Origin of the sequence: Arthrobacter sp. Soil761 (genome assembly GCF_001428325.1) — a bacterium.
In the GTDB taxonomy this organism is placed as follows: Bacteria; Actinomycetota; Actinomycetes; order Actinomycetales; family Micrococcaceae; genus Arthrobacter.
In genome coordinates, this window is the sequence record NZ_LMSF01000031.1 from 19,385 (window position 1) to 40,510 (window position 21,126).

A 21,126-nucleotide genomic window follows, 5' to 3' on the forward strand; every position below is an offset into this window, starting at 1 on the left:
CGTGCCCGCCTACCTCCTGGATGTTGACACCGGGATCGACGACGCCCTGGCCCTTGCCTACCTGGCCGCCCTCCCGGACACGGAGATCGTGGCGGTCACGGCCTCTCCCGGCAACGTGGACGCGGACCAGGTTGCCCGCAACACCCTGGCCCTGCTGGAACTGTGCGGCAGGTCCGGGGTCCAGGTGGCGGTTGGTGCCCGCCAGCCCCTGTCCATCCCGCTGCTCACCACTCCTGAGACCCACGGACCGCAAGGGATCGGGTACGCCGTGCTGCCCGAACCCGCCGGGCGGCTCTGCGACCGGGACGCCGTGGACCTCTGGATCGAACATGCCAGGGCCAGGCCAGGCGAGCTCACCGCGCTCATCACCGCACCGCTGACCAACTTCGCCCTGGCCCTGCGCAAGGAACCGGAACTGCCCAACCTCCTGGCCAAGGCAGTAATCATGGGCGGCGCCTTCTACCACCAGGGCAACACCACCCCCACCGCCGAGTGGAACACGCACGTGGATCCGCAGGCCGCCAAGGAGGTCTACGCCGCGTACAGGGGAAGGCCGCTGGAGAAACTCCCCATCGTCTGCTCCCTTGACACCACCGAACGCATGGAACTGCACCCGGCCCACGTCACGGCGCTGGCCCGGGCCGCGGGTGCCGGCGTTCCCGAACTGCTGCTCCCGGAACAGCCGGAAGGGCGACGCAGCACCTCCGACAACACCCTCATCAGGCACCTTTCAGATGCCCTGCGGTTCTACTTTGAATTCCACCGGCTCTACGACCAGGGATACCTGGCCCACGTCCACGACTTCTTCGCCGCAGGAGTCGCGGCAGGCACGCTCGAGTACACGGCGCGGACCGCCACCGTGGACGTCGAAACGGATTCGCCGCTCCTGGCGGGAACCACTGTGGCCGACTTCCGCGGGCTCTGGGGCACACCCCCAAACGCCAGGATTGTCGACAGCAACAACCCGGAGCAGGCGTTCCGCGAACTCGTGTCCGCCATCGGAAGCCTGGCCCGCCGGGTTGGCTGACAGGGCAGGGGCGGACCCGTCATGACCGGGCCACCCGGCACGGGACGCTGCCGGACGATGGCCGGTAGAATGGGCCACGGACCGGCCCGGCGCAGTTGCCGCCGGCTGCTGCCGAGGTGACATAGGCAGCCACACTCCGGCCCGGCACTGCCGGGCCACTGCCTGCACCCAAAGGAACATTCCCCATGTCATCGCCCTCTTTGACGCTTCCGTCCCAGGAACGCCCGGCGGCCCGCCGCCGGCTGCTGGAGATCCTCGGCGCCCTGGCCATCGCGGCCACCTATGTCTACCTGGTGCTCAACCAGCCGGCAGACATCACCGGAGGTCCGGGCAGCGCATCGGCCCTGATCGCCCTCACCGGCTTCCTGGCAGGCGCAGTCCTGCTGATCGTCGCCGTCCTGCCCACGCTGCCCGCGTCCACCCTGGTGCTCATTCCGGTGGCCCTGGTCCTGAACATCGTGCTCGGCCAGTTCGTTGGCAGCACCCTGGTTCCCTTCTACCTCGACGCCATCGGCACGGTGTTGATCGCGGTCCTGGCCGGCCCGGCCGCCGGTGCCGCCACCGGAGCGCTCAGCAGCATCGTCTGGTCCTTCTTCAACCCCACGGTGCTTCCGTTCGCAGCCGGCGCCGCGCTCATTGGCTGCCTCGCCGGGCTGGCAGCACGCTACGGCCTCTTCCGCCGCTTCTACCTGGCTCCCGTGGCCGGTTTCGCCACCGGAATCATCGCCGGCGTGGTGTCCGCCCCGGTGGCCGCCTTCGTCTTCGGCGGCACCTCCGGCGTGGCCACGGGGGCCATCGTCAGCGCCTTCCGGGCCATGGGGGACACCCTCCTGGCCGCGATCACCAAGCAGGCGCTGATCTCCGACCCTATGGACAAGGCCATCGTGTTCACAGTCGTGGCCATCCTGGTCTATGCGCTGCCCCGCAGGGCACGCCTGCAGTTCCCTTTCGTGCGGCGCCACCGGGTCCTGGCCGGCAACACCCCCGTGGAGGCCGCGGCTGACGCTCCCGCACAGGGGCCCGGGCACGGTCCCGCGCAGGGCACCTCCCCGGATTCTGCACGGAAGGGCTGACCGCAACGCTGTGACGGCATCATCGGCAGGCAGGACGGCAGCGCCGGCCAGGCGGGAACGCCTTAACCCGCTGACGTCGCTGACGGCTGCCGCGGCCACGGCGGGCATTACGACGGCGGCCGGCACCTGGCCGCTGTCCCTCGCCGTGGTTGCCGCCTGCCTTGGCCTGTCCGTGGCGGGCGGCACGGCCCGGCGGGTGCTCCCGGCGGCTGCGGCAGTCCTGGTCCCGCTTGGCCTGTCGCTGCTGTGGCTGCACGGACTGTTCTTCCCGGAGGGCAGGACCGTCCTGGCAGAGTGGGGACCTGCCCGTATCACCCAGGAGGGCCTGGCATTCGCCGGGCAGCGGTTCCTGCAGCTGGCGGCCGTGGTCCTGGCCCTCCTGCTGTTCTCCTTCAGCGTCCGCGTGCCCGACCTCGTGGCGGCCTTGTCCGCCCGCGGCGTACAGGGCCGGTTCGCCTTCGTCCTGGCGTCCACCCTGACCCTGCTGCCGGCCATCGCCGCCCGGGCGCAGCGGATCCGGCAGGCCCAGGAATCACGCGGCCTGGTGGTCTCCCGCAGCCTGGTGTCCAGGCTGGGCGCGTTCCGGCTGCAGGCCGTTCCGCTGGTCCTCTCCCTGATCGATGATGCCGGCACCCGTGCTGCCGCCCTGGAAGCCCGGGGACTCAGCAACACCGGGCCGCGGACCAGCTACCGCGAGGTGGCTGATTCCGGCCGGCAGCGGACAGTACGCATCGTGCTGGTGCTCGCTGCCCTGGCGGCAGTGGTTCTCCGGGTAGTGCAGGCGGGCGCAGGTGGCTGAGCCCATGGTGTCCCGCGGCCAAAGCAATGCCAGTGATGCAGGCAATGCCAGCAACGCCAGTAATGCAGGCAATGACAGTAATGCGGGCAATGACAGCCATGCCGGTGATGCGGCTACGTCAGGCAAGCCGGTGCTGGCCGCCGGGATCCGGCACTTCACCTTCCACGACGGGCAGGTCCCGGCCCTGCAGGATGTCGCCATATCTCTTGCACCGGGCTCCTTCACGGCCATCCTGGGCGCCTCCGGAAGCGGGAAGTCCACCCTGGGCCGCCTGCTGGCCGGTTGGCTGCCTCCGGGCGGCCACGGATCGCTGGCAGGGTTCCTTGAGTTGTCCGGCACGCGCCTGGAGTTTGCCGGCGGCGCGGGGGACCCGCGGATCGATCCCGCCCAGTGGGGCCGCCACGTGGGCTTTGTCCCCCAGGACCCCGGCGCCGTGCTGTCCACCGTCCGCGCCACGGTGGCGGAGGAACTCGCGTTTGGACTGGAGAATGCCGGTACGGGGCGTGGTGACATGCAGGCGGCGGTGCAGCGCACGGCCGGGCTGCTGGGACTTCAGGGCCTGCTGGGCCAGGACCCCGGGACGCTTTCCGGTGGCCAGCTCCGCCGGCTGGCCATCGGCTGCGCCATCATCGCCGGACCTCCTGTGCTGGTCATGGACGAGCCCTTCGCCTCCCTGGACGCGGCAGGGGCGGAGGATCTTGCCACCCTGGTCCTGGACCTGCTGAAGCGGGGTACCGCCGTCGTAATCCTCAGCCAGGTGGTCGACCCCCTGCTCCTGGACGCAGACACATGGGTGGTACTCGCTGGGGGCATGGTCACGGCAGCGGGGCATCCCGCCGGTATGGGAGCGGGGCATTCCGGAGATGGCGGTGTCCCGCCAGTGCTGCCCCGGGCAATCAGGCGTCCTGCCGTGCCGGAGTCCGCGGTACCGCCAAGGCGGCCTGCAGCCCGGCAGACGGGGCCGGCTGCCCTGCAGCTCCGCGGCGTCTCCTTCGCGTACCCGGACCCGCAGGTTCGCGGAAAAGAAAGCCGCAGAAGATGGGGCAGGGCGGCACCGGCGGACGGCCTGAACACAGGCACCCCAGTGCTGCAGGACATCAGCCTGCAGGTCCACCCGGGGGAGATCGTGGCGGTCACCGGGCCCAACGGCGCCGGAAAATCGACGCTCCTGCGGCACTTCAACGGGCTGCTGCGACCCACCGCGGGAACTGTCCTGGTCAGCGGCAGCGACATATCAAGCGACCCCGTCGGACGGACCGCTGCATCCGTGGGCCTGTTGTTCCAGCAGCCGCGCGACCAGCTGTTTGAACGGACCGTACTGCGGGAGGTCAGCTTCGGGCTGGAGCGTTTGGTAGGCCGGGGCATGGTTGCCGGCCGCGCCGCCGCGGCGCTTCAGGCCGTCGGGCTGGCGGAGGCCGCCGACGAGCACCCCGCCGAGCTGCCGGCATCCGCCCAGCGCCTCCTGGCGCTGGCCACCGTCCTGGCGCGCAGGCCCGCCGTCCTGGCGCTGGACGAACCTACCGTGGCACTGGACGGGGACGGGCTGGCCCTGCTGGACGCCGCCGTCGGATCGGCAGCAGCGGCGGGCGCCGCCGTCGTGCTGGTCACCCATGACCTGGGCTACGCACGGACGGCGGCGCACCGGCTCCTGACGCTCGACGGCGGCCGGCTGACCCCGGCCTGACAGGCAGCACCCACCGTCCTGGCTGCCGGCCTGGTGCCGGTTACCCTGCGGCGGGGGACGCGACGCCCGGTGCCAGGAAACGCCTGCCGTTGACCCGCTCCGCGGCCCCCACCCGGTCCAGGTACGGCGTGATGCCACCCAGGAACATGGGCCAGCCCGCGCCCAGGATCATGCACAGGTCGATGTCCTCGGGTCCGGCGACGACGCCCTCGTCCAGCATGAGGCCGATTTCCTCAGCCAGGGCATCCTGGACGCGGTGCAGCACCTGCTCCGCCGTGGACGGGCTGCAGCCAAAGGACAGCAGCTCAAGCGTGGACTGGGGGATGGTCCGCGAACCGTCCGGGGCGGTCTCCCACAGTGCTTTGACGTTGTTGTCGATGAGCTTCTTGAGGTTATCGGAGACCGGGAAGCGGTCGCCGAAGGCGGCGTTCAGGGACTCCTGGACATGCTGCGCAACGGGCAGGCCCACCATGGCCAGCAGCGTGAACGGCGTCATGGGCAGCCCCATGGGCCGCAACGCGGCGTCCGCCACCTCCGCCGGGGTGCCCTCGTCGAAGGCCGCCGTGACTTCCCCCATGAGCCTCAGCAGGATGCGGTTGACCACGAACGCGGCCGCATCCTTGACCAGCACGCCGTTCTTCTTCAGCGCCTTGGCCAGTTCGAAGGCGGTGGCCAGCACGGCATCGTCCGTGCGCGGGGCGCGGACGATTTCCAGCAGCGGCATCACAGCCACGGGATTGAAGAAGTGGAAGCCCACCAGCCGTTCGGGATGCTGCAGGTCCGCGGCCATTTCCGTCACGGAGAGCGAGGACGTGTTCGTGGCCAGGATGCACTCCGGCGCCACGATGCCTTCCAGCTCGGCGAAGACCTGCTTCTTGATGTGCAGTTCCTCGAAGACGGCCTCGATCACGAAGTCGGCGTCAGCGAAGGCGTCCTTTGACACCGAGCCCGTCACCAGCGCCTTGGTCCGGTTGGCCGCGTCCTGGCTTAGGCGCTGCTTGGCCAGCAGCTTGTCCACCTCGGCGTGGACGTACGCAACGCCTTTGTCCACGCGCGCCTGGTCGATGTCGGTCAGGACCACGGGCACCTTCAGCTGGCGGGCAAAAAGCAGGGCCAGTTGGCCGGCCATCAGTCCGGCGCCCACCACGCCCACCTTGGTGACGGGCCGGGCCAGCTTGCGGTCAGGGGCGCCGGCCGGGCGTTTGGCACGCTTCTGCACCAGGTCGAGGAAGGCGTAGACGGTGGAGCGGAACTCATCCGTCTGCATCAGCCCGGCCAGTGTTTCGCATTCCAGCGCGGCGGACTCCGCCGCTGTCATGGTGCGGTTTGCCTCGAGGATGTCCAGGACCTTGGCTGGGGCTGGGGAGGCGTTGGAGGTCTTGGCCTCGACGAAGGCCCGCCCCGCGTCCACCGCGGCGGCCCAGCGGGTTGCCGCGTCAGGGGAGGAAGGGTCGACGGCGTTGGCCCGCTCCGGGACCACCTCACCGGAGATGACGCCGGCCGCCCAGGCCAGCGACTGTTCCAGGAAGTCGGCAGGCTCGAAGAGGGCGTCGGCGATGCCCATGCCGAATGCCTGCGCACCGGTGAGGGGGCGGTTGTTGCTGAGCGGGTTTTCGATCATGACCTTTACGGCATTTTCCGGGCCCACCAGGCGGGGAAGGATGTAGACGCCGCCCCAGCCGGGCACCAGGCCAAGGAAGGCTTCCGGAAGCGCCAGGGCACCCGCCCCCGTGGACACCGTGCGGTAGGTGGACTGCAGGGCGATTTCCAGGCCGCCGCCCAGCGCGGCGCCGTTGATGAAGGCGAAGCTGGGGACGCCAAGGTTTGCCAGGGTTGCATAGACGTCGTGGCCCAGCTGTGCCATCCACAGCCCGTGCTCACGCTTTTCCAGCGACTTCACGGCGGAGAGGTCCGCGCCCGCCACCAGGTAATGCGGCTTGCCGGTCACCCCGACGCCCACAATCTCGCCACGGGCCGCACGGTCGCGCAGGCCCTCCAGGACGGTGCCGAGCTCCACCAGGGTGTTGGGGCCCAGGGTGGTGGGTTTGGTGTGGTCCAGGTCGTTGTCCAGGGTGACGAGGGCAAAGGTGCCCGGGCTGGGCCTTCCCGCCGTGCCTGGCAGGGCGATGTCCTGCACATAGGAGTGGGTCACGGTTTCGTTGGGGAAAAGGTCCGCCAACTTGCGGTAATCTGCGGCGCTCATGCCATGGCTCCTTCGGAAACGGCGGCGGTCTTCCCGGAGGGGGTTCCGCTGTAGTCGGGGTGGTGCGGGTTCTCCCAGATCACGGTGCCGCCCATGCCAAGGCCCACGCACATGGTGGTGATCCCGTACCGCACGGAGGGGTCCTCTTCGAACTGGCGGGCCAGCTGGATCATCAGCCGGACACCGGAGGAGGCAAGGGGGTGCCCCACGGCGATGGCGCCGCCGTACCGGTTGACCCGGGGGTCGTCGTCGGCGATGCCGTAGTGGTCAAGGAAGCTCAGGACCTGGACGGCGAACGCCTCGTTGATCTCGAACAGGCCGATGTCCCCGATGGTCAGCCCGGCGTTCTTCAGTGCTTTCTCGGTGGCCGGGACGGGGCCGATGCCCATCACCTCGGGCTCCACCCCCGCATAGGCGTAGCTCACCAGCCGCATCTTCACGGGCAGCCCCAGCTCTGCGGCGGCCTCGGAGGAGGCAAGGACAGCGGCGGTTGCGCCGTCGTTCAGGCCGGCGGCGTTTCCGGCAGTAACCCGGCCGTGGGCCCGGAACGGCGTGCGCAGGGCGGCCAGGTCGTCCATGGTGGTGCCCGGGCGCGGCGGTTCGTCCTTGCTGTGGACGGTCCAGCCCTCGCCCGGCTTCCGGGCGGCAACGGGAACCAGGTCCGGCTGGATCCTGCCGTCCTGGTAGGCGGCTGCCAGCTTGTCCTGCGAGGCCACCGCGTAGGCATCGGTGCGCTGCTTGGTGATGGCGGGGAAGCGGTCGTGCAGGTTCTCGGCCGTGTTTCCCATGTTCAGGGCTGCCGGGTCCACCAGCCGCTCGGACATGAATCGGGGGTTGGGGTCGGCGCCGGAGCCCATGGGGTGGTGGCCCATGTGTTCCACTCCGCCGGCAACCACCACGTCGTAGGCGCCGAATCCGATGCCGCCGGCCGTGGTGGTGACGGCCGTCATGGCACCGGCGCACATCCGGTCGATGGCGAAGCCGGGGACCGTCCGGGGGAGACCGGCCAGCAGCGCGGCGGTCCGGCCCAGGGTGAGGCCCTGGTCGCCGGTCTGGGTGGTGGCGGCAATGGCCACCTCATCGATCCGCTCCGAAGGCAGGGACGGGTTGCGGCGAAGGAGGCCGCGGATGCACTTCACGATCAGGTCGTCGGCCCGGGTTCCGGCGTAAATTCCTTTCTCGCCGGCCCTGCCGAAGGGTGTGCGGATGCCGTCCACAAAGACGACGTCGCGGACAGTGCGCGGGGATGCGCCGCTTCCGTGCTGGCTCACGTGTAACTCCTCATCGAGACGTAGCGCCGGGCGCATGCCGGAGTGCGGCACTCACCTGGCGTCGGTCACACCGATGTTACTCGTGAGTAACTTAGCCTGCAAGGGCTGACGCGAAAAGGTTATTGGCCGGCCGCCGCAGCGGCCTGTTTGGGTTCCTTGGGTGGAAGCGGCTGCGGGTCCAGGAAGGCGGCGGAGATCAGCGGAGCCGTGAGTTCCACCTGCCACGGGCGGGCGCCCAGGGTCCGCAATTCCGCGGAAATCGAGTCTTCAGTGACGTCCGCGGGCGGCCGCCAGGCCACGCGCCGGAGGTAGTCGGGCGTCAGGAGGTTCTCCAGCGGGAGGTTCAATTCCTCGGCTTTCGCCTGGAGCAGGGGCCGGGCCGTGGCCAGGCGGGCAGCGGCTTCCGGATCGCGGTCGGCCCAGACCCGCGGCGGCGGCGGGGCGTTGGTGGCCAGGTGCAGGGGTGGCAGGTCCTCCAGGTCCCGGGCGGCCGTGATGCAGCGCAGCCACCGCGGCGCTTCGCGCTGGGCAGCGCGCCCGTGGAACCCCTTGGTGGTGAGCAGCTGTGGGACGGTGGCGGGCATGGCCTTCGCCGCGGCGACGAGGGCCGAGTCGGGGAGCAGCCGGCCCGGTGCCACATCGCGTTTTTGCGCCAGCGAGTCGCGTTCCAGCCACAGTTCGCGGACTGCGGCCAGCTGGCGGCGGTCCCGGATCTGGTGCAGGCCCGAGGTCTTCCGCCACGGGTCAACGCGCGGGGGAGCGATGCCCGCTGCGAGGATTGCCGCAAATTCCTGCTGGGCGTACTCCAGTTTCCCGTCCGCCTCCAGCAGCTCGATAAGTTCCTCACGCAGTTCGGTCAGGACTTCCACGTCCAGGGCGGCATAGCGCAGCCAGGGCTCCGGCAGGGGCCGGGTGGACCAGTCGGCCGCGGAGTGTTCCTTGGCAAGCCCGAATCCCAGCAGCTGCTCGATGACGGCGGCCAGGCCTACCCGGGGCAGCCCGGCCAGGCGCGCGGCGAGTTCGGTGTCAAAGAGCTTGTCCGGCCACATCCCGAGCTCGGAAAGGCAGGGCAGGTCCTGGGTGGCGGCGTGCAGGATCCATTCGACGCCCCGCAGGGCGTCGTTGATGATGTCCAGGTTCTCGAACGGTTCGGGATCGATCAGCCAGGTTCCGGCGCCCTCGCGGCGGATCTGGACCAGGAAGGCGCGCTGTCCGTAGCGGAAACCTGATGCGCGCTCGGCGTCCACGCCGGCGGGTCCGGTGCCGGCGGCAATGGCCGCGGCACACCGCTCCAGGCCGGACGCAGTTTCGATGACCAGCGGAACGCCGTCCCGGGGGGAGTCAAGGTCGATGATTTCGGGGATGGGGCTGTCAAAGCCCTCCACCGTGATGTGGGATGCGGCAGCAGCAGCCGGGACGCCGGCCGTGGTGTTTTCCGGAATGTTTGGGGTCATGATGCCCCCAGTTTACCGGGCTGCCCCATAACCGTTCTGCTGGCTTCGCCGACGGGGTGGGAGTGCGGTGACGCCGTCGGGGAGCGGCGGCAGGCCGGCGAACGTGCACACCATGTCGGACCAGGCCTCAAGGTGGGCCTGGACGTCGGAGGAAGCGGGCGTCCAGGAGGCCCGGAGTTCGATGTCGATGGACCCGGGCCGCCCGGCCAGTGTCCCGAAGCTTTCGGAGAGGACGCGGGTGGCGGTGCCGCCGGCGGCCCGGTATGCCGCCTTGTGGTTTTCCAACGCCTCCACCAGCCAGGTCCACGCCACGGTTCCCAGCATCTGGTCGTTGCCCATTTCCGGTTCCAGCTCTGCACGGATGTAGGTGACAATCCGGAACTCGCCATCCCAGACCGCCGAGCCATCCGGATCGTGCAGCAGGATGAAGCGTCCGGTAGCCAGCTCCGTTTCGTCCTCGTCCGCCGGTCCCGGGGCGGCCGTTCCGGATGCGGCGGCAAACGCCATGGCCGCAGGTCCGTGGACCGGCGTGGCCGGGGTTGCGGCGCCCGGTGCCATCACCTCTGCGCCCAGCGCGACGGCGAAGGGTGCCAGCCGCGCGGGGGCTGGGATCTCCGCGAGGCGAAGTTCCTTCCGGCAGCGGGCTTTCCTGAGGGTTCCCAAGGCGTGGAGAAAATCCGGGGGAACCTGGTCCAGTGCGTTCACCTTGGCAGATTACGGGGCGGGACGGGCCGGGGCAGGAAGGCTCGCCGTCGGCGGCCGCTCACCCGGCCTGGCCGGCGCGGTATTCCCGGAGCTCATGGCGGATCGCGGCAGCAAAGGTATCGACGTCCTCCTCCGTGGTGTCAAAGGAACACATCCACCGGACTTCCCCTTTCGCCTCATCCCAGTCGTAGAACCGGAAGGACTTCCGCAGACGGTCCGCCGTGCCGGGGGGAAGGATGGCGAAGACTCCGTTGGATTCGGTTTCCTGGGTGGGCCGGACGCCCTCAATGGTGTCGACGGCGGCACGCAGCCGGGTGGCCATGGCGTTGGCGTGTGCGGCCGAGCGCAGCCACAGGTCGCCTTCCAGCAGGGCGATGAACTGGGCGGACATGAAACGCATCTTGGAGGCCAGCTGCATGTCCATCTTGCGCAGGTAGACCAGGCCGTGGGCGGCTTCCGGGTTCAGTGCCACCACTACTTCGCCGAAGAGCAGCCCGTTCTTGGTGCCGCCGAAGGACAGGATATCGACGCCGGCGTCCCGGGTGAAGGCGCGCAGGGGCACGCCCAGGTGGGCTGCCGCGTTGGCCAGCCGCGCCCCGTCCATGTGCAGCTTCATGCCCCTGGCGTGCGCGTGGTCGGCGATGGCACGGACTTCTTCCGGCGTGTAGCAGGTGCCCAGTTCCGTGGTCTGGGTGATGGAGACGGCGAGCGGCTGGGCTCGGTGCTCGTCACCCCAGCCCCAGGCCTCCCGGTCGATCAGTTCAGGAGTCAGTTTCCCGTCCGGCGTGGGCACGTGCAGGAGTTTTAGGCCGCCGATGCGTTCCGGTGCCCCGTTCTCGTCCATGTTGATGTGGGCGGTGGAGGCGCATACCACGGCACCCCAGCGGGGGAGCAGGGACTGCAGCGACAGGACGTTGGCGCCGGTGCCGTTAAAGACGGGGAAACATTCGATGCCTGGGCCGAAGTGGTCAACCATCAGTTCCTGCAGCCGCGCGGTGTAGTCGTCTTCGCCGTAGGAGACCTGGTGTCCGCCATTGGCTGCGGCAAGGGCTGCCAGGACTTCCGGGTGGACCCCGGAGTAGTTGTCGGAGGCAAATCCGCGCACGTTGGGATCATGCAGCCGTAGCGCCGCACGGGTTTCTGCTGTGGTGGTCATGGGGTTGCTCACGCTTTCAGTTTAGGTACTGCCACGCCAGGCAAAGCCAGACAGGCGGTCAGTCCGCCAGCCGGAGCCGGGCGCCGTTGAGTTCGGCGGACGGAGTGGTGAAAAGCCGGACGACGGCGGCAGCCAGGTCAGTTACGTCCGTTGCCCCCGGGAATTTCCGCTGGGGATGGGCGCGGCGCAGGTCATCGTCCACCAGCGCCTTGACCACCAGGATGGTGGCGGCCGCCGGGCTCCCGCTGCTCCCGGAGGCCTGGCGGAAGCCATCGGCCATGGCCATGGTCCAGGTTTCCGCGGCGGCTTTCGCCGCCACGTAGCTGGCGACCGCTGCGGCGGGCTGATCCAGGGCAGTGGATGAAACCATCGCAAACCTTCCCGACGTGGAGGCGGCGATGTCGTCGAAAAAGACGCGTGACACGTTGCGCAGCGTGGTGATGGCGCCGCGTTCCAGGAAGTCCCAGTCGTCGTCGGACTGGTCCGCGATGCCCTTGGCCCCGCGCCAGCCGCCCACCAGGTGGATCACGCCGTCCACCGCCCCCAAGGCGCCGGTGACGTCGTCGCGCAGCCGCCGGACGTCCGCCAAAACCGCCAGGTCGCACGCAAAGGGACTGACGCCGTCGCCCGCTTTCCGCGCTGCCTCCGTGATCCGGGCCTGGTCGGAGCCCGCCGTGGCCACCCGGTGCCCCGCGGCGGTCAGTGCCCGCGCCACGGCGATTCCCGACGCGCCGCTGCCGCCGGCCACCAGGACAGTGAGCGGCCGGGCGGAGGGCGCGCCCCCGGCCGGACCGGCGCTGCTCACAGCGCGGAGCGGCCGGTGATCCCGGCGGTGGACTCAATGACGGGGCGCATCTTCTTCTCCAGTGCCTCGTAGAACATGGACAGCGGGAACTCGTCGTCCAGGACCTGGTCCGTAAGTCCGCGGGGCGTCCCCGCCAACGGCAGCGCGTCCGGGCCCTTGGCCCAGACGGAGGCGGGGTTGGGCGTGACGGTGGCCGAAACCAGCTGGTAGGCCGCCAGCCAGTGGGCGGTCTTGGGACGGTCAATGGACCGCCAGTAGAGTTCGTCGATGCTGGCACCCAGGGCGATCACGGCGTCCGCCACCTCATCCCAGTCGATGGTAAGGCGGGTATCCGTCCAGTGCAGCACGTGGTGCTGGTGCAGCCAGGCAAAGAGGAGCTGGCCGCCCAGGCCATCGTAGTTGCGGACCCGGCTGCCGGTGATGGCGAAGCGGAAAATGCGGTCGAAGATGATTGCGTACTGTACGAGCTTCGCGTGCCGCCGTGCGTCGGGGTCGGCGTCGTCGTCCCTTTCGATCCGCACCGATTCGCGGAAGGCCGTGAGGTCGCAGCGCAGTTCTTCCAGCGAATACAGGAAGTAGGGCATCCGCTGCTTGATCATGAACGGATCGAACGGCAGGTCCCCGCGCATATGCGTCCGGTCGTGGATCAGGTCCCACATCACGAAGGTGGCCTCGGTGAGGTCCGGGTCCGCGAGCAGTTCCGCGGCGGCCTCCGGCAGCTCCAGGGCCGTGATCTCCGCGGCGGCCTTCAGCACGCGGCGGAACCGGGCGGCTTCACGGTCGGCAAAGATGGCGCCCCATGTGAACGTGGGGGTCTGGCTGACGGCCACAGTCTCGGGGAAGAGGACGGCCGAGTTCGTGTCGTAGCCGGGAGTGAAGTCGACGAACCGGATGGGGACGAACAGCTTGTTCGAGTAGTCCCCGGCCTCCAGTCCGGCGATGAATTCGGGCCAGATGACCTCCACCAGCACAGCCTCCACCAGCCTGTTGCTGCTGCCGTTCTGGGTGTACATCGGGAACACCACAAGGTGCTGCAGCCCGTCGCGGCGGTGCTCCTGCGGCTGGAAGGCCAGGAGCGAGGAGAGGAAGTCGGGGACAGGATAGCCGTCGGCGGCCCATGCCTCGAAGTCTTTGCAGGCGGCGTCCAGGTAGTCGGCGTCGTGCGGAAAGGCGGGGGCCAGGGCCCGGATGGCGGCCACAATGGCATCCACGTACTGCGCTGCCTCCCCGTGGTCCGCGGGGTTGGGGACGGACCCGTCCTGGACCTGGAGCGCCTGCAGTGCGGTGGCGGCGGCCTTGAGCCGGAGCCAGTCGTGGTCCTGTGCGGAAATCCCGGTGACGGCGGTGGTCAGGGTCTCTGTCATCGTCGGCTGCCTTTCTGGTTGCTTGCTTCTCCGGTGAGCGTAACAAGCAACCAGCAGGACTTATGCCAAAACGACTCATTCGTAAGAAACGCTTAGCCTCGATGGTTTCCGGGAAGGATCGAGACTGTCCCTCCGCTGTGGGATCAGTCCCGGAACGCTGCCCTCTCCGGCTCAGCTTTCCGGCGTGCTGTCCCCGGCATCATCCCTGGCCACCAGCCGGAGTGACACCGAATTGATGCAGTAGCGCTGGTCGGTGGGCGTTCCATACCCCTCGCCCTCAAAGACATGGCCCAGGTGCGAGTCGCACGACGCGCACCGCACCTCAATCCTTTCCATGCCCAGGGTCCTGTCGTGGATGTAGCGCACATTCCCCTCAGCCAGCGGAGCCCAGAAGGAAGGCCAGCCGCAGTGCGAGTCAAACTTTTCGTTGCTGGTGAACAGTTCGGCGCCACACGCCCGGCACTGATACACACCCTCTGTGTGGGTATCCCAGTACTCACCGGTGTAAGGGCGCTCGGTTCCGGCCTGCCGCAGCACGTGGTACTCCTCCGGCGTCAGTTCCTCCCGCCACTGTTCATCGCTCTTCCTGACGGCAGTTTCCGGGATGCCGGTGTCCTGCTGAGGGGTGTCCTGTGTGGCAGTGTCATGCCGGGCAGGGTCCTGCGTGGCATTGGCCGGTGCCCCGCCAACAACGCCTGCCGACTTGTTACCGAAGATGCTGTTTCCAAAGATGCTCATAGCATTCCCAACGCTCAGGAGTCGCCGATAAATCCCGAGCCCGCGTACAGGTGGAGCACAGGGACACCGAGCTGGTCCTGCGCCTTGTTGGCCCAGTCGGTGTGGAAGGTATCGGCCACGGCATGCGGCCTGGTGATCACCACGGCCTGCGAGGCGCCGGTTTCCCGGACCTTCGCCACAAGGCCGTCCACCGCCTTCCCCTCCACCACCTGGCCGCTCACACCCGAGCCCAGGCCCTCCAGCGCGGCAAGCGAGGTGGCGAGCGTTTCATCCGCGTGCGCCCGCTCGGCGGCGGCGTCCGGGTTGCGGCCGGCGAGTTCCCGGAATGCCTTGGCAACGTCCAGCATGGAGAGGTTTTCGAGGAAGTCCACGAGCAGGTGGCGCTCGGTGTTCGCAGGGACCAGGACCAGCAGCCGGCTGTCCGACCCATCCACCAGCCGTTCAATGTTCACGCGGTCGTCCGCGCCCAGGGGTTCTTCGGTCAGGATGATGATCGGATCACTCATGGCCTTAGCCTAGCGCCGCTCGGGGGGCGCCTGCACCGCACTTGCGGAAAGTGCCGGAACACGACCGGAGAGCCGTTGCGCCGCCGTGCCGTTCCTGTCCGGGAATGCGGGTATCGGCGGCAACGCCGGTAAGAATAGTCCCATGGCACCTTTCCGGCGAGCGCGCCCTGCAATGACTGCAACCACCAGGGATTCCGGCGGAATGTCGCCGGGGGCGAAGTGGGCCATCGGCGGAGCTGTCGCCGGCGGCTCCGTGGCCAGCCTGCTGGGCGCCGGTTCGTCCGCGCTCGCCGTGTACTTTGCCCGCCGCGTCATTACCCCGGCCCGGCAACGGGCAGCGGACAAGGAACTGCTGGCCGTAATCCGGGACGGGCAGAAGCAGCAGGTGATCCTGGCCGCCAATGACGACACCACCGTGGATGGGGTTTACGGATTCTTTTTCGACGGCGGCAAGGGCCACGCGCGGATCGGCCGCATCATCTCCTACTCGCCGGCCGAACGCACGGTCCTGCGCGAGGTCGAAGCCGTCTACAGCGGCGACCTGTCCACGGCCCGCTGGGGATGGTGGAGCGGCGCCACCTACCCTGACCCGGCCGCCGTCGGAATTCCTGCCGAGGACGTGCTGATACCCGTGGAGCGCGGGGAAGCGCCGGCCTGGCTGGTCCGGGCCAAGGGGACAGCCCGCACCTGGGCCATCATGGTGCACGGCCGCGGAGCCACCCGGCAGGAAGCGCTGCGGGCGGTGGGACCGGCACTGGAGCTGGGCCTGACCAGCCTGCTGGTGTCCTACCGCAACGACGGGCTGGCGCCGTCGGCCGATGACGGACGGTACGGCCTGGGCTCTACGGAGTGGCAGGACATCGAAGCCGCCATTGAGTATGCGCTGGCCGAGGGGGCCGAGGAAATTGTCCTGTTCGGCTGGTCCATGGGAGGGGCCATCTGCCTGCAGACCGCGGACCTTTCACGGTACCGGCACCTGATCCGGGCCATGGTGCTTGACGCACCCGTGATCGACTGGGTGACCGTGTTGGCGCACCATGCACAGCTGAACCGGATTCCGTCGCTGGTGGGCCGCTACGGGCAGCTGATGCTGGGCCACCCGCTGGGGCGCCGCCTGACCGGCCTGTCGGCACCGGTGGACCTGAAGGTCATGGATTGGGTGTCCCGGGCCGTGGAGCTGCGGACACCCACGCTGATCATCCACAGCGTTGACGACGAGTACGTGCCCTACGGACCGTCCGCGCTCCTGGCCGAACGGAACCCGGAGATGGTCACGTTCGAGACGTTCAACCACGCACGGCACACCAAGGAATGGAATGTGGACCCCGAGCGCTGGGAACGGCTGGTTAAGGCCTGGCTCCGGCAGCAGCTCGCTCCGCGCCTCAACCCCGGCACGGGGCTCACCCCTGGAACGCTGGCCGGGCACACCGCTGCGGGGGCGTGACATGGCGGACCAACTCCACGAACAACAGCCCGGGACGGCGGCCTTGAGCGCGCGGGGCCGGGATCTCGCCGCGGGACTGTCAAGGCTGGTTGCGGCAGCACCGGGCGCCCCGACGCAGGCTTCGCACGCACCCTTTGACGGCACGCTTGTGGGCGAAGTGCCCGTGTGCAGCGCACCCGACGTTGATGCCGCCGTCGGAACTGCCCGCGTGGCGCAGCGGTACTGGGCAGGCGTTTCCGTCGAAGACCGTTGCCGGGTGATCCGGCGCTTCCGCCGGCTGGTGCTGGACCGGGAGCAGGACATCCTGGACCTGGTGCAGGCAGAGAGCGGCAAGTCCCGGCTGAGCGCCTTTGAGGAACTTGCGGACGTGGTCCTGACGGCGGACTACTACGCGCGCACCGCAGAACGGCACCTTGGGCCGCGCCGCCGGAAGGGCGCCGCCCCGGTCCTGACCCGCACCACCGAACACCGTCTTCCGAAGGGAGTGGTGGGGGTCATCAGCCCCTGGAACTACCCGCTGACCCTTGCGGTCTCGGACGCCGTCCCGGCCCTGCTGGCCGGGAACGGCATCGTCCTGAAGCCGGATTCGCAGACGCCCTTCACCGCCCTGCTGATGCTCAAACTGCTCCGGCAGGCGGGGCTTCCCGCAGGCCTGTTCCAAGTGGTCACAGGGCCCGGCACTGCAATTGGCCCTGCCTTGATCGCGCGGGTCGACTTTCTGATGTTCACCGGATCCTCGCAGACCGGCAAGACCGTGGCGCGGCAGTGCAGTGAGCGGCTGATCGGCTTCTCGGCCGAACTCGGCGGCAAGAACCCCATGCTGGTCCTGGCCGATGCGGATGTGGGCAAAGCCGCCGCCGGCGCGGTACACGCCTGTTTTTCCAACTCCGGACAGCTGTGCGTCAGCATCGAACGGATCTACGTGCACACAGACGTCCATGACAGCTTCCTGGCCGCCTTCGCGGCCGCGGTGAAAGGCATCCGCATGGCTCCCGGACCGGACTGGGACATCGGCATGGGATCCCTCATCAGCCCGGCGCAACTGGAACGGGTTGACCGCCACGTCCAGGATGCGCTCGCCAAAGGAGCCCAACTGGTCACCGGCGGACGGCACCGGCCGGATCTGGGGCCGCTGTTCTACGAGCCAACGGTCCTGACGGGAGTCACGCAGGAGATGCTCCTTGCCAGGGAAGAGACCTTTGGGCCGGTGGTGGCCGTCTACCGCACAACGGACGACGACCAAGCCGTTGCCCTGGCCAACGATTCCGACTTCGGACTTAATGCCAGCGTCTGGTCGGCCCGGCGGGGCGAGGCAGTGGCCCGCAGGCTTCTGACGGGAACGGTCAATGTCAATGAAGGCTACGCAGCCACCTGGGCATCCCATGATGCACCGATCGGGGGCATGAAGGAGTCCGGCGCAGGCCGCCGCCACGGCCGGGAAGGCATCCTCAAGTACACCGAGCCGCAGACCATCGCCGTGCAGCGGCTGCTCCGTGTTGCACCCCTTCCCGGCATGTCCAACCGGACCTACGCACGGATCATGAAAGGGGCCATCAGGGTGATGGGCCGCGTACCCCGAAGCCGTCAAAGGACACTGCCCGTGGCGCCGGGACACGCGCCGCCAACATCGCAGGAGGACTGATATGCCCCAGGGAACCAGGCTTTCCGGCGCAACTGTGCTGATCACGGGAGGCGGCAGCGGGCTGGGCCGCCGCCTGGCGCTTGGAGCAGCCCGGCGCGGAAGCCGGGTGGTGATCTGGGATGTGGACGTCCAACGCGGCACGGCGGTGCGCGACGAGATCCGGGCTGCCGGCGGTTTGGCCGAAGCCCATGCCGTGGACGTCACGGACCGTGGGGGCGTGAAGGCCGCGGCGGCTGTTGCCGGACCCGTGGATATCCTGGTCAACAACGCCGGAGTGGTCAGCGGCCTGGCACTCCTCGACGCCACGGAAGAAGCCATCGAAAGGACCATGAAGGTCAACGTCATGGCCCTGTACTGGGTCACCCGCGGCTTCCTGGGCGGAATGGTAGACCGCCGGCGGGGAACCGTGGTCACCATTGCCAGTGCTGCAGCCCTGGTGGGCGTCGCCCGCCAGACAGACTATTCCGCCAGCAAGTTTGCCGCCTTCGGTTTCAACGAATCACTCCGTGCCGAGCTCCGCGCTGGAAAAATTGGTGTCAATACGCTGGCGGTGTGCCCTTATTACATCGACACGGGGATGTTCGACGGCGTCCGGACGCGCTGGCCCCTGCTCTTCCCATCCTCCAGGAAGAGCAGGTGGCAACCAAGGTCCTGGATGCCATCGAAGCCGGGCGCCGAAAGCTGGTCCTGCCGCCCATCGTGAACCTGCTGCCGGCCCTGCGGGTCCTTCCGGTTGGCGTCTTCGACCGGGTCATGGACGTGCTGGGGGTCAACCAAACCATGGACCATTTCACCGGCCGGGCCGCGGGGCGGACTGGAGGGCATACCGGGGTGGCCCACCCCCTTACAGAGGGGACCCGTGACCCTATGACGGACTAAAGCACAGGTTTATCCTGCTGCCCAAGGGGGGATACCGCTGCGAAGAAATGGGGCCCCAAAATGCGCATTACAAGACGACAACTGCTGCAGGCCGGCGCTGTGGCCGGTGCAGGTGTTCTGACCCAGGCTTATGGATCCGGGGCCAGCCCGGGACTGGCGGCCCCTGTTTCCCCGCCCGGCACCTTTACGGAGCAGCTTCCCACGCTCGCCGACCTGGGGGTTATCGACATGCGGTCCGGCGGCAACCTTGAGTTGTGGGCCCGCAACTCCCGCCACCGCTTCCAGGCCGAAATGGGCCTGACCGACACGCTGACGTACCAGGACGCTGCATCATCCAGGAGTTACCTGGGGCCGGTCATCATCGCCCGGAAGGGTACACCCCTGAGCCTCACAGTCCACAACGATATTGGGCGGCATCCCCTTGCCTTCGCCATCGACCCGGAACTGGTCCCGCCTGGCAGCAACGACGCCCGATCTCCCCGGACGGCTGTCCACCTCCACGGCGGCAACACTGCACCAACGTCCGACGGCGGCCCTGGACAGACTTTCCGGCCCGGCGCCTCGTACACCTACCACTATGGCAACAACCAGGATGCGGCCGGCCTCTGGTACCACGACCACGCGCTGGGCCTCACCCGCCTGAATGTCTACGCCGGGCTGGCCGGTGGCTACCTGCTCCGGGACACCCGCAGTACGGGCATCGACACCGGCGACGGGACACATCTTCCACCGCCGCCATATGAATTGCCGCTGGTCATCCAGGACCGCATGTTCAACCCGGACGGCTCGTTTGCCTACCCGCCCAACCCTGAACTAGTGGACGCAGACGGCGCAGCCCGGCCCTGGGCCCCTGAGTTCTTCGGCGATGTTGCCACGGTCAACGGAAAATGCCGGCCCAACCTGGACGTGGCCCGCGGCAAGTACCGCTTCCGGATGTTCAACGGCTCCAACGCGCGGTTCTACGACTTCAAGTTCATCGCGGACGGCACCGCAGTCACTTTCCACCAGATAGGGTCCGACGGCGGCCTGCTGGACGCCCCGGTCAGGCTCAACAGGCTGGTCATGGGACCCGGTGAGCGGGCAGACATTGTGGTGGACTTCGCCGGGCTGAAGGCAGGTTCGAAGGTGGTCCTGGCCAACAGTGCCCGGGTGCCCTTCCCGAACGGGCCGGAATCTGTCCAGCGCGGCGCCATCCCGCTCCCACAAATCATGCAGTTCACTGTCCTCTCCGAGCCCGGCTATACGGTGCCGCTGCCGGCCCAGCTGCGGTCCGAGCCTCTCACCCGGCTGGAACTGCCCACCGTGGCCACCAGGTCCATGGCATTGGTGGAAGTGGCGAACGCCGATGACGTTCCCATCATGGCGCTGCTGAACAACAGGATGTTCGACAGCCCCGACATCACGGTGGTGAAGCAAGACACACTGGAGCAGTGGGAGCTCATCAACACCACGGTGGACGCCCACCCGATCCACCTTCACTTCACCCAGTTCCAGGTGCTCAACCGGCAAAAGTTCGATGCCGACTCCTACCTTGAGGCCACGGACTACGTAGACCCCAAAACCGGACTCGTCACGCCCGGAAGGGGGTGCGCTGTACCGGTCAAGCCCTTCCTGATCGGCCGTCCCAAGGCCGCGCCGGCCAATGAACAGGGATGGAAGGACACCGTGGTGGCGATGCCTGGCGAAGTGACGCGGATCCGCGTCCCCTTCGGTGCAGCCGCGGCAGGAGGTGACCCACTGGCCATCGGCTCATCCTTCACGGGTGAATACGTCTGGCACTGCCACATTTTGGAGCACGAGGACAACGACATGATGCAGCGGTACGTAATCGAGTAGCCAGGGGCTCCCAGCCCCTGCACTGCTATGGACGGGAGCTGCCCGCAGCCGGCGAACCAATGGGCGCCGCAACAGCTTCCGTCAGCCGGATGAGGTCGGCCGGAGCTAGCTCGATGTCCAGGCCGCGGCGCCCCCCGGACACCAGCATCGTCTCCAGCCGCAACGCGGAGGAGTCCAGGACCGTGGGGGAGGGCTGGCGCTGGCCGATCGGGGAGATGCCGCCCAGCACATAGCCTGTGCGCCGCTGGGCCGCTGCGGGATCGGCCATGGCAGCCTTCTTGGCTCCGAGTGCGGCAGCCATTGCCTTCAGGTCGAGGGTTCCGTTGACAGGTACGATGCCCACGGCCAGCCGGCCCTCCACGTCCACCATCAACGTCTTGAAGACGCGGGACGGATCAATGCCGAGGGCCTCGGCGGCCTCGGTGCCATAGCTCGCGGCCGCCGGATCGTGGGTGTAGGGGTGGAGCACAAAGGGAACCCCGGCCGCGGTCAAAGCCGCTGTGGCCGGGGTTCCCTGGGAGCCGTTCCTGCGTGCCATGG

At 68.4% G+C, this 21,126-nt stretch carries 17 protein-coding genes and 1 pseudogene; 8 read left to right on the forward strand and 10 right to left on the reverse strand.

The window, feature by feature from the left end:
- The first annotated feature begins 1 nt into the window (after position 1).
- The 4 genes from ASG79_RS20395 (at position 2) to ASG79_RS20410 (ending at position 4,583) form a co-directional block, all read left to right on the forward strand.
- Entirely contained in the window at positions 2 to 1,027 is a 1,026-nt protein-coding gene (locus tag ASG79_RS20395; protein ID WP_056393635.1) for a nucleoside hydrolase, read from the forward strand.
- Between the two features lie 185 nt (positions 1,028 to 1,212).
- The gene (locus tag ASG79_RS20400) at positions 1,213 to 2,100 is read left to right on the forward strand and encodes a hypothetical protein (RefSeq protein WP_056393637.1); all 888 of its coding nucleotides are present in this window, start codon (positions 1,213 to 1,215) and stop codon (positions 2,098 to 2,100) included.
- 10 nt (positions 2,101 to 2,110) lie between these two features.
- The gene (locus ASG79_RS20405) at positions 2,111 to 2,899 is read left to right on the forward strand and encodes an energy-coupling factor transporter transmembrane component T (protein WP_056393639.1); all 789 of its coding nucleotides are present in this window, start codon (positions 2,111 to 2,113) and stop codon (positions 2,897 to 2,899) included.
- Positions 2,892 to 4,583 carry an ABC transporter ATP-binding protein gene (locus ASG79_RS20410; RefSeq protein ID WP_082581846.1) on the forward strand — a complete coding sequence of 564 codons (1,692 nt, stop codon included), beginning with the start codon at positions 2,892 to 2,894 and terminating at the stop codon, positions 4,581 to 4,583. Before ASG79_RS20405 ends, ASG79_RS20410 begins: the two co-directional genes overlap by 8 nt.
- 40 nt (positions 4,584 to 4,623) lie before the next feature.
- Here ASG79_RS20410 and ASG79_RS20415 read toward each other — a convergent pair whose 3' ends face one another.
- The 9 genes from ASG79_RS20415 to ASG79_RS20455 all read right to left on the reverse strand — a co-directional run bounded on the left by ASG79_RS20415 (position 4,624) and on the right by ASG79_RS20455 (position 14,785).
- Positions 4,624 to 6,786 (reverse strand): 3-hydroxyacyl-CoA dehydrogenase NAD-binding domain-containing protein, encoded by a 2,163-nt coding sequence (locus tag ASG79_RS20415; RefSeq protein ID WP_056393641.1) that lies wholly within the window; start codon positions 6,784 to 6,786, stop codon positions 4,624 to 4,626.
- Entirely contained in the window at positions 6,783 to 8,057 is a 1,275-nt protein-coding gene (locus tag ASG79_RS20420) for a thiolase family protein (protein ID WP_200953202.1), read from the reverse strand. The genes ASG79_RS20415 and ASG79_RS20420 overlap by 4 nt, the downstream gene beginning before the upstream one ends.
- A gap of 119 nt (positions 8,058 to 8,176) precedes the next feature.
- Entirely contained in the window at positions 8,177 to 9,511 is a 1,335-nt protein-coding gene (locus ASG79_RS20425) for an HRDC domain-containing protein (RefSeq protein ID WP_018770750.1), read from the reverse strand.
- 12 nt (positions 9,512 to 9,523) lie between these two features.
- Positions 9,524 to 10,216 carry a DUF3000 domain-containing protein gene (locus tag ASG79_RS20430; protein WP_056393644.1) on the reverse strand — a complete coding sequence of 231 codons (693 nt, stop codon included), beginning with the start codon at positions 10,214 to 10,216 and terminating at the stop codon, positions 9,524 to 9,526.
- Between the two features lie 58 nt (positions 10,217 to 10,274).
- Positions 10,275 to 11,372 carry a threonine aldolase family protein gene (locus tag ASG79_RS20435; RefSeq protein WP_018770752.1) on the reverse strand — a complete coding sequence of 366 codons (1,098 nt, stop codon included), beginning with the start codon at positions 11,370 to 11,372 and terminating at the stop codon, positions 10,275 to 10,277.
- Positions 11,373 to 11,430: 58 nt separating this feature from the next.
- Entirely contained in the window at positions 11,431 to 12,177 is a 747-nt protein-coding gene (locus tag ASG79_RS20440; protein WP_056393647.1) for an SDR family oxidoreductase, read from the reverse strand.
- A complete protein-coding gene (locus tag ASG79_RS20445; protein WP_056393649.1) occupies positions 12,174 to 13,541 on the reverse strand; it encodes a DUF6421 family protein in 1,368 nt (455 codons plus the stop codon). Before ASG79_RS20445 ends, ASG79_RS20440 begins: the two co-directional genes overlap by 4 nt.
- A 171-nt stretch (positions 13,542 to 13,712) precedes the next feature.
- Entirely contained in the window at positions 13,713 to 14,279 is a 567-nt protein-coding gene (gene msrB / locus ASG79_RS20450; protein WP_200953203.1) for a peptide-methionine (R)-S-oxide reductase MsrB, read from the reverse strand.
- A 14-nt stretch (positions 14,280 to 14,293) separates the two neighbouring features.
- Positions 14,294 to 14,785, reverse strand: coding sequence for a hypothetical protein (locus tag ASG79_RS20455; RefSeq protein WP_018770756.1), 492 nt, complete (start codon positions 14,783 to 14,785; stop codon positions 14,294 to 14,296).
- Between the two features lie 172 nt (positions 14,786 to 14,957).
- Between ASG79_RS20455 and ASG79_RS20460 the strand changes: the two genes are divergently transcribed.
- The 4 genes and pseudogenes from ASG79_RS20460 (at position 14,958) to ASG79_RS20475 (ending at position 20,586) form a co-directional block, all read left to right on the forward strand.
- A complete protein-coding gene (locus ASG79_RS20460; RefSeq protein ID WP_056393651.1) occupies positions 14,958 to 16,229 on the forward strand; it encodes an alpha/beta hydrolase family protein in 1,272 nt (423 codons plus the stop codon).
- Between the two features lies 1 nt (position 16,230).
- On the forward strand, positions 16,231 to 17,871 hold the full coding sequence (locus tag ASG79_RS20465) for a succinic semialdehyde dehydrogenase (RefSeq protein WP_082581847.1): 1,641 nt from the start codon (positions 16,231 to 16,233) through the stop codon (positions 17,869 to 17,871).
- Between the two features lies 1 nt (position 17,872).
- A pseudogene (locus ASG79_RS20470) lies at positions 17,873 to 18,750 on the forward strand (SDR family oxidoreductase).
- A 60-nt stretch (positions 18,751 to 18,810) separates the two neighbouring features.
- Entirely contained in the window at positions 18,811 to 20,586 is a 1,776-nt protein-coding gene (locus ASG79_RS20475; RefSeq protein ID WP_056393652.1) for a multicopper oxidase family protein, read from the forward strand.
- 25 nt (positions 20,587 to 20,611) lie between these two features.
- On the opposite strand, the gene ybaK is transcribed toward ASG79_RS20475, so the two are convergent.
- Complete coding sequence (gene ybaK, locus ASG79_RS20480) at positions 20,612 to 21,124, reverse strand: Cys-tRNA(Pro) deacylase (RefSeq protein ID WP_056393654.1); 513 nt, start codon at positions 21,122 to 21,124, stop codon at positions 20,612 to 20,614.
- Between the last annotated feature and the right edge of the window lie 2 nt (positions 21,125 to 21,126).

What these genes read in the sequence shown, in the direction of transcription:
- ASG79_RS20435 (WP_018770752.1), bottom strand. Translation starts at nt 11,372, where the DNA reads ATGACCACCACAGCAGAAACCCGTGCGGCGCTACGGCTGCATGATCCC.
- msrB (WP_200953203.1), bottom strand. Translation starts at nt 14,279, where the DNA reads ATGAGCATCTTTGGAAACAGCATCTTCGGTAACAAGTCGGCAGGCGTT.
- ASG79_RS20445 (WP_056393649.1), bottom strand. Translation starts at nt 13,541, where the DNA reads ATGACAGAGACCCTGACCACCGCCGTCACCGGGATTTCCGCACAGGAC.
- ASG79_RS20460 (WP_056393651.1), top strand. Translation starts at nt 14,958, where the DNA reads ATGACTGCAACCACCAGGGATTCCGGCGGAATGTCGCCGGGGGCGAAG.
- ASG79_RS20465 (WP_082581847.1), top strand. Translation starts at nt 16,231, where the DNA reads ATGGCGGACCAACTCCACGAACAACAGCCCGGGACGGCGGCCTTGAGC.
- ASG79_RS20425 (WP_018770750.1), bottom strand. Translation starts at nt 9,511, where the DNA reads ATGACCCCAAACATTCCGGAAAACACCACGGCCGGCGTCCCGGCTGCT.
- ASG79_RS20475 (WP_056393652.1), top strand. Translation starts at nt 18,811, where the DNA reads ATGCGCATTACAAGACGACAACTGCTGCAGGCCGGCGCTGTGGCCGGT.
- ybaK (WP_056393654.1), bottom strand. Translation starts at nt 21,124, where the DNA reads ATGGCACGCAGGAACGGCTCCCAGGGAACCCCGGCCACAGCGGCTTTG.
- ASG79_RS20400 (WP_056393637.1), top strand. Translation starts at nt 1,213, where the DNA reads ATGTCATCGCCCTCTTTGACGCTTCCGTCCCAGGAACGCCCGGCGGCC.
- ASG79_RS20415 (WP_056393641.1), bottom strand. Translation starts at nt 6,786, where the DNA reads ATGAGCGCCGCAGATTACCGCAAGTTGGCGGACCTTTTCCCCAACGAA.
- ASG79_RS20455 (WP_018770756.1), bottom strand. Translation starts at nt 14,785, where the DNA reads ATGAGTGATCCGATCATCATCCTGACCGAAGAACCCCTGGGCGCGGAC.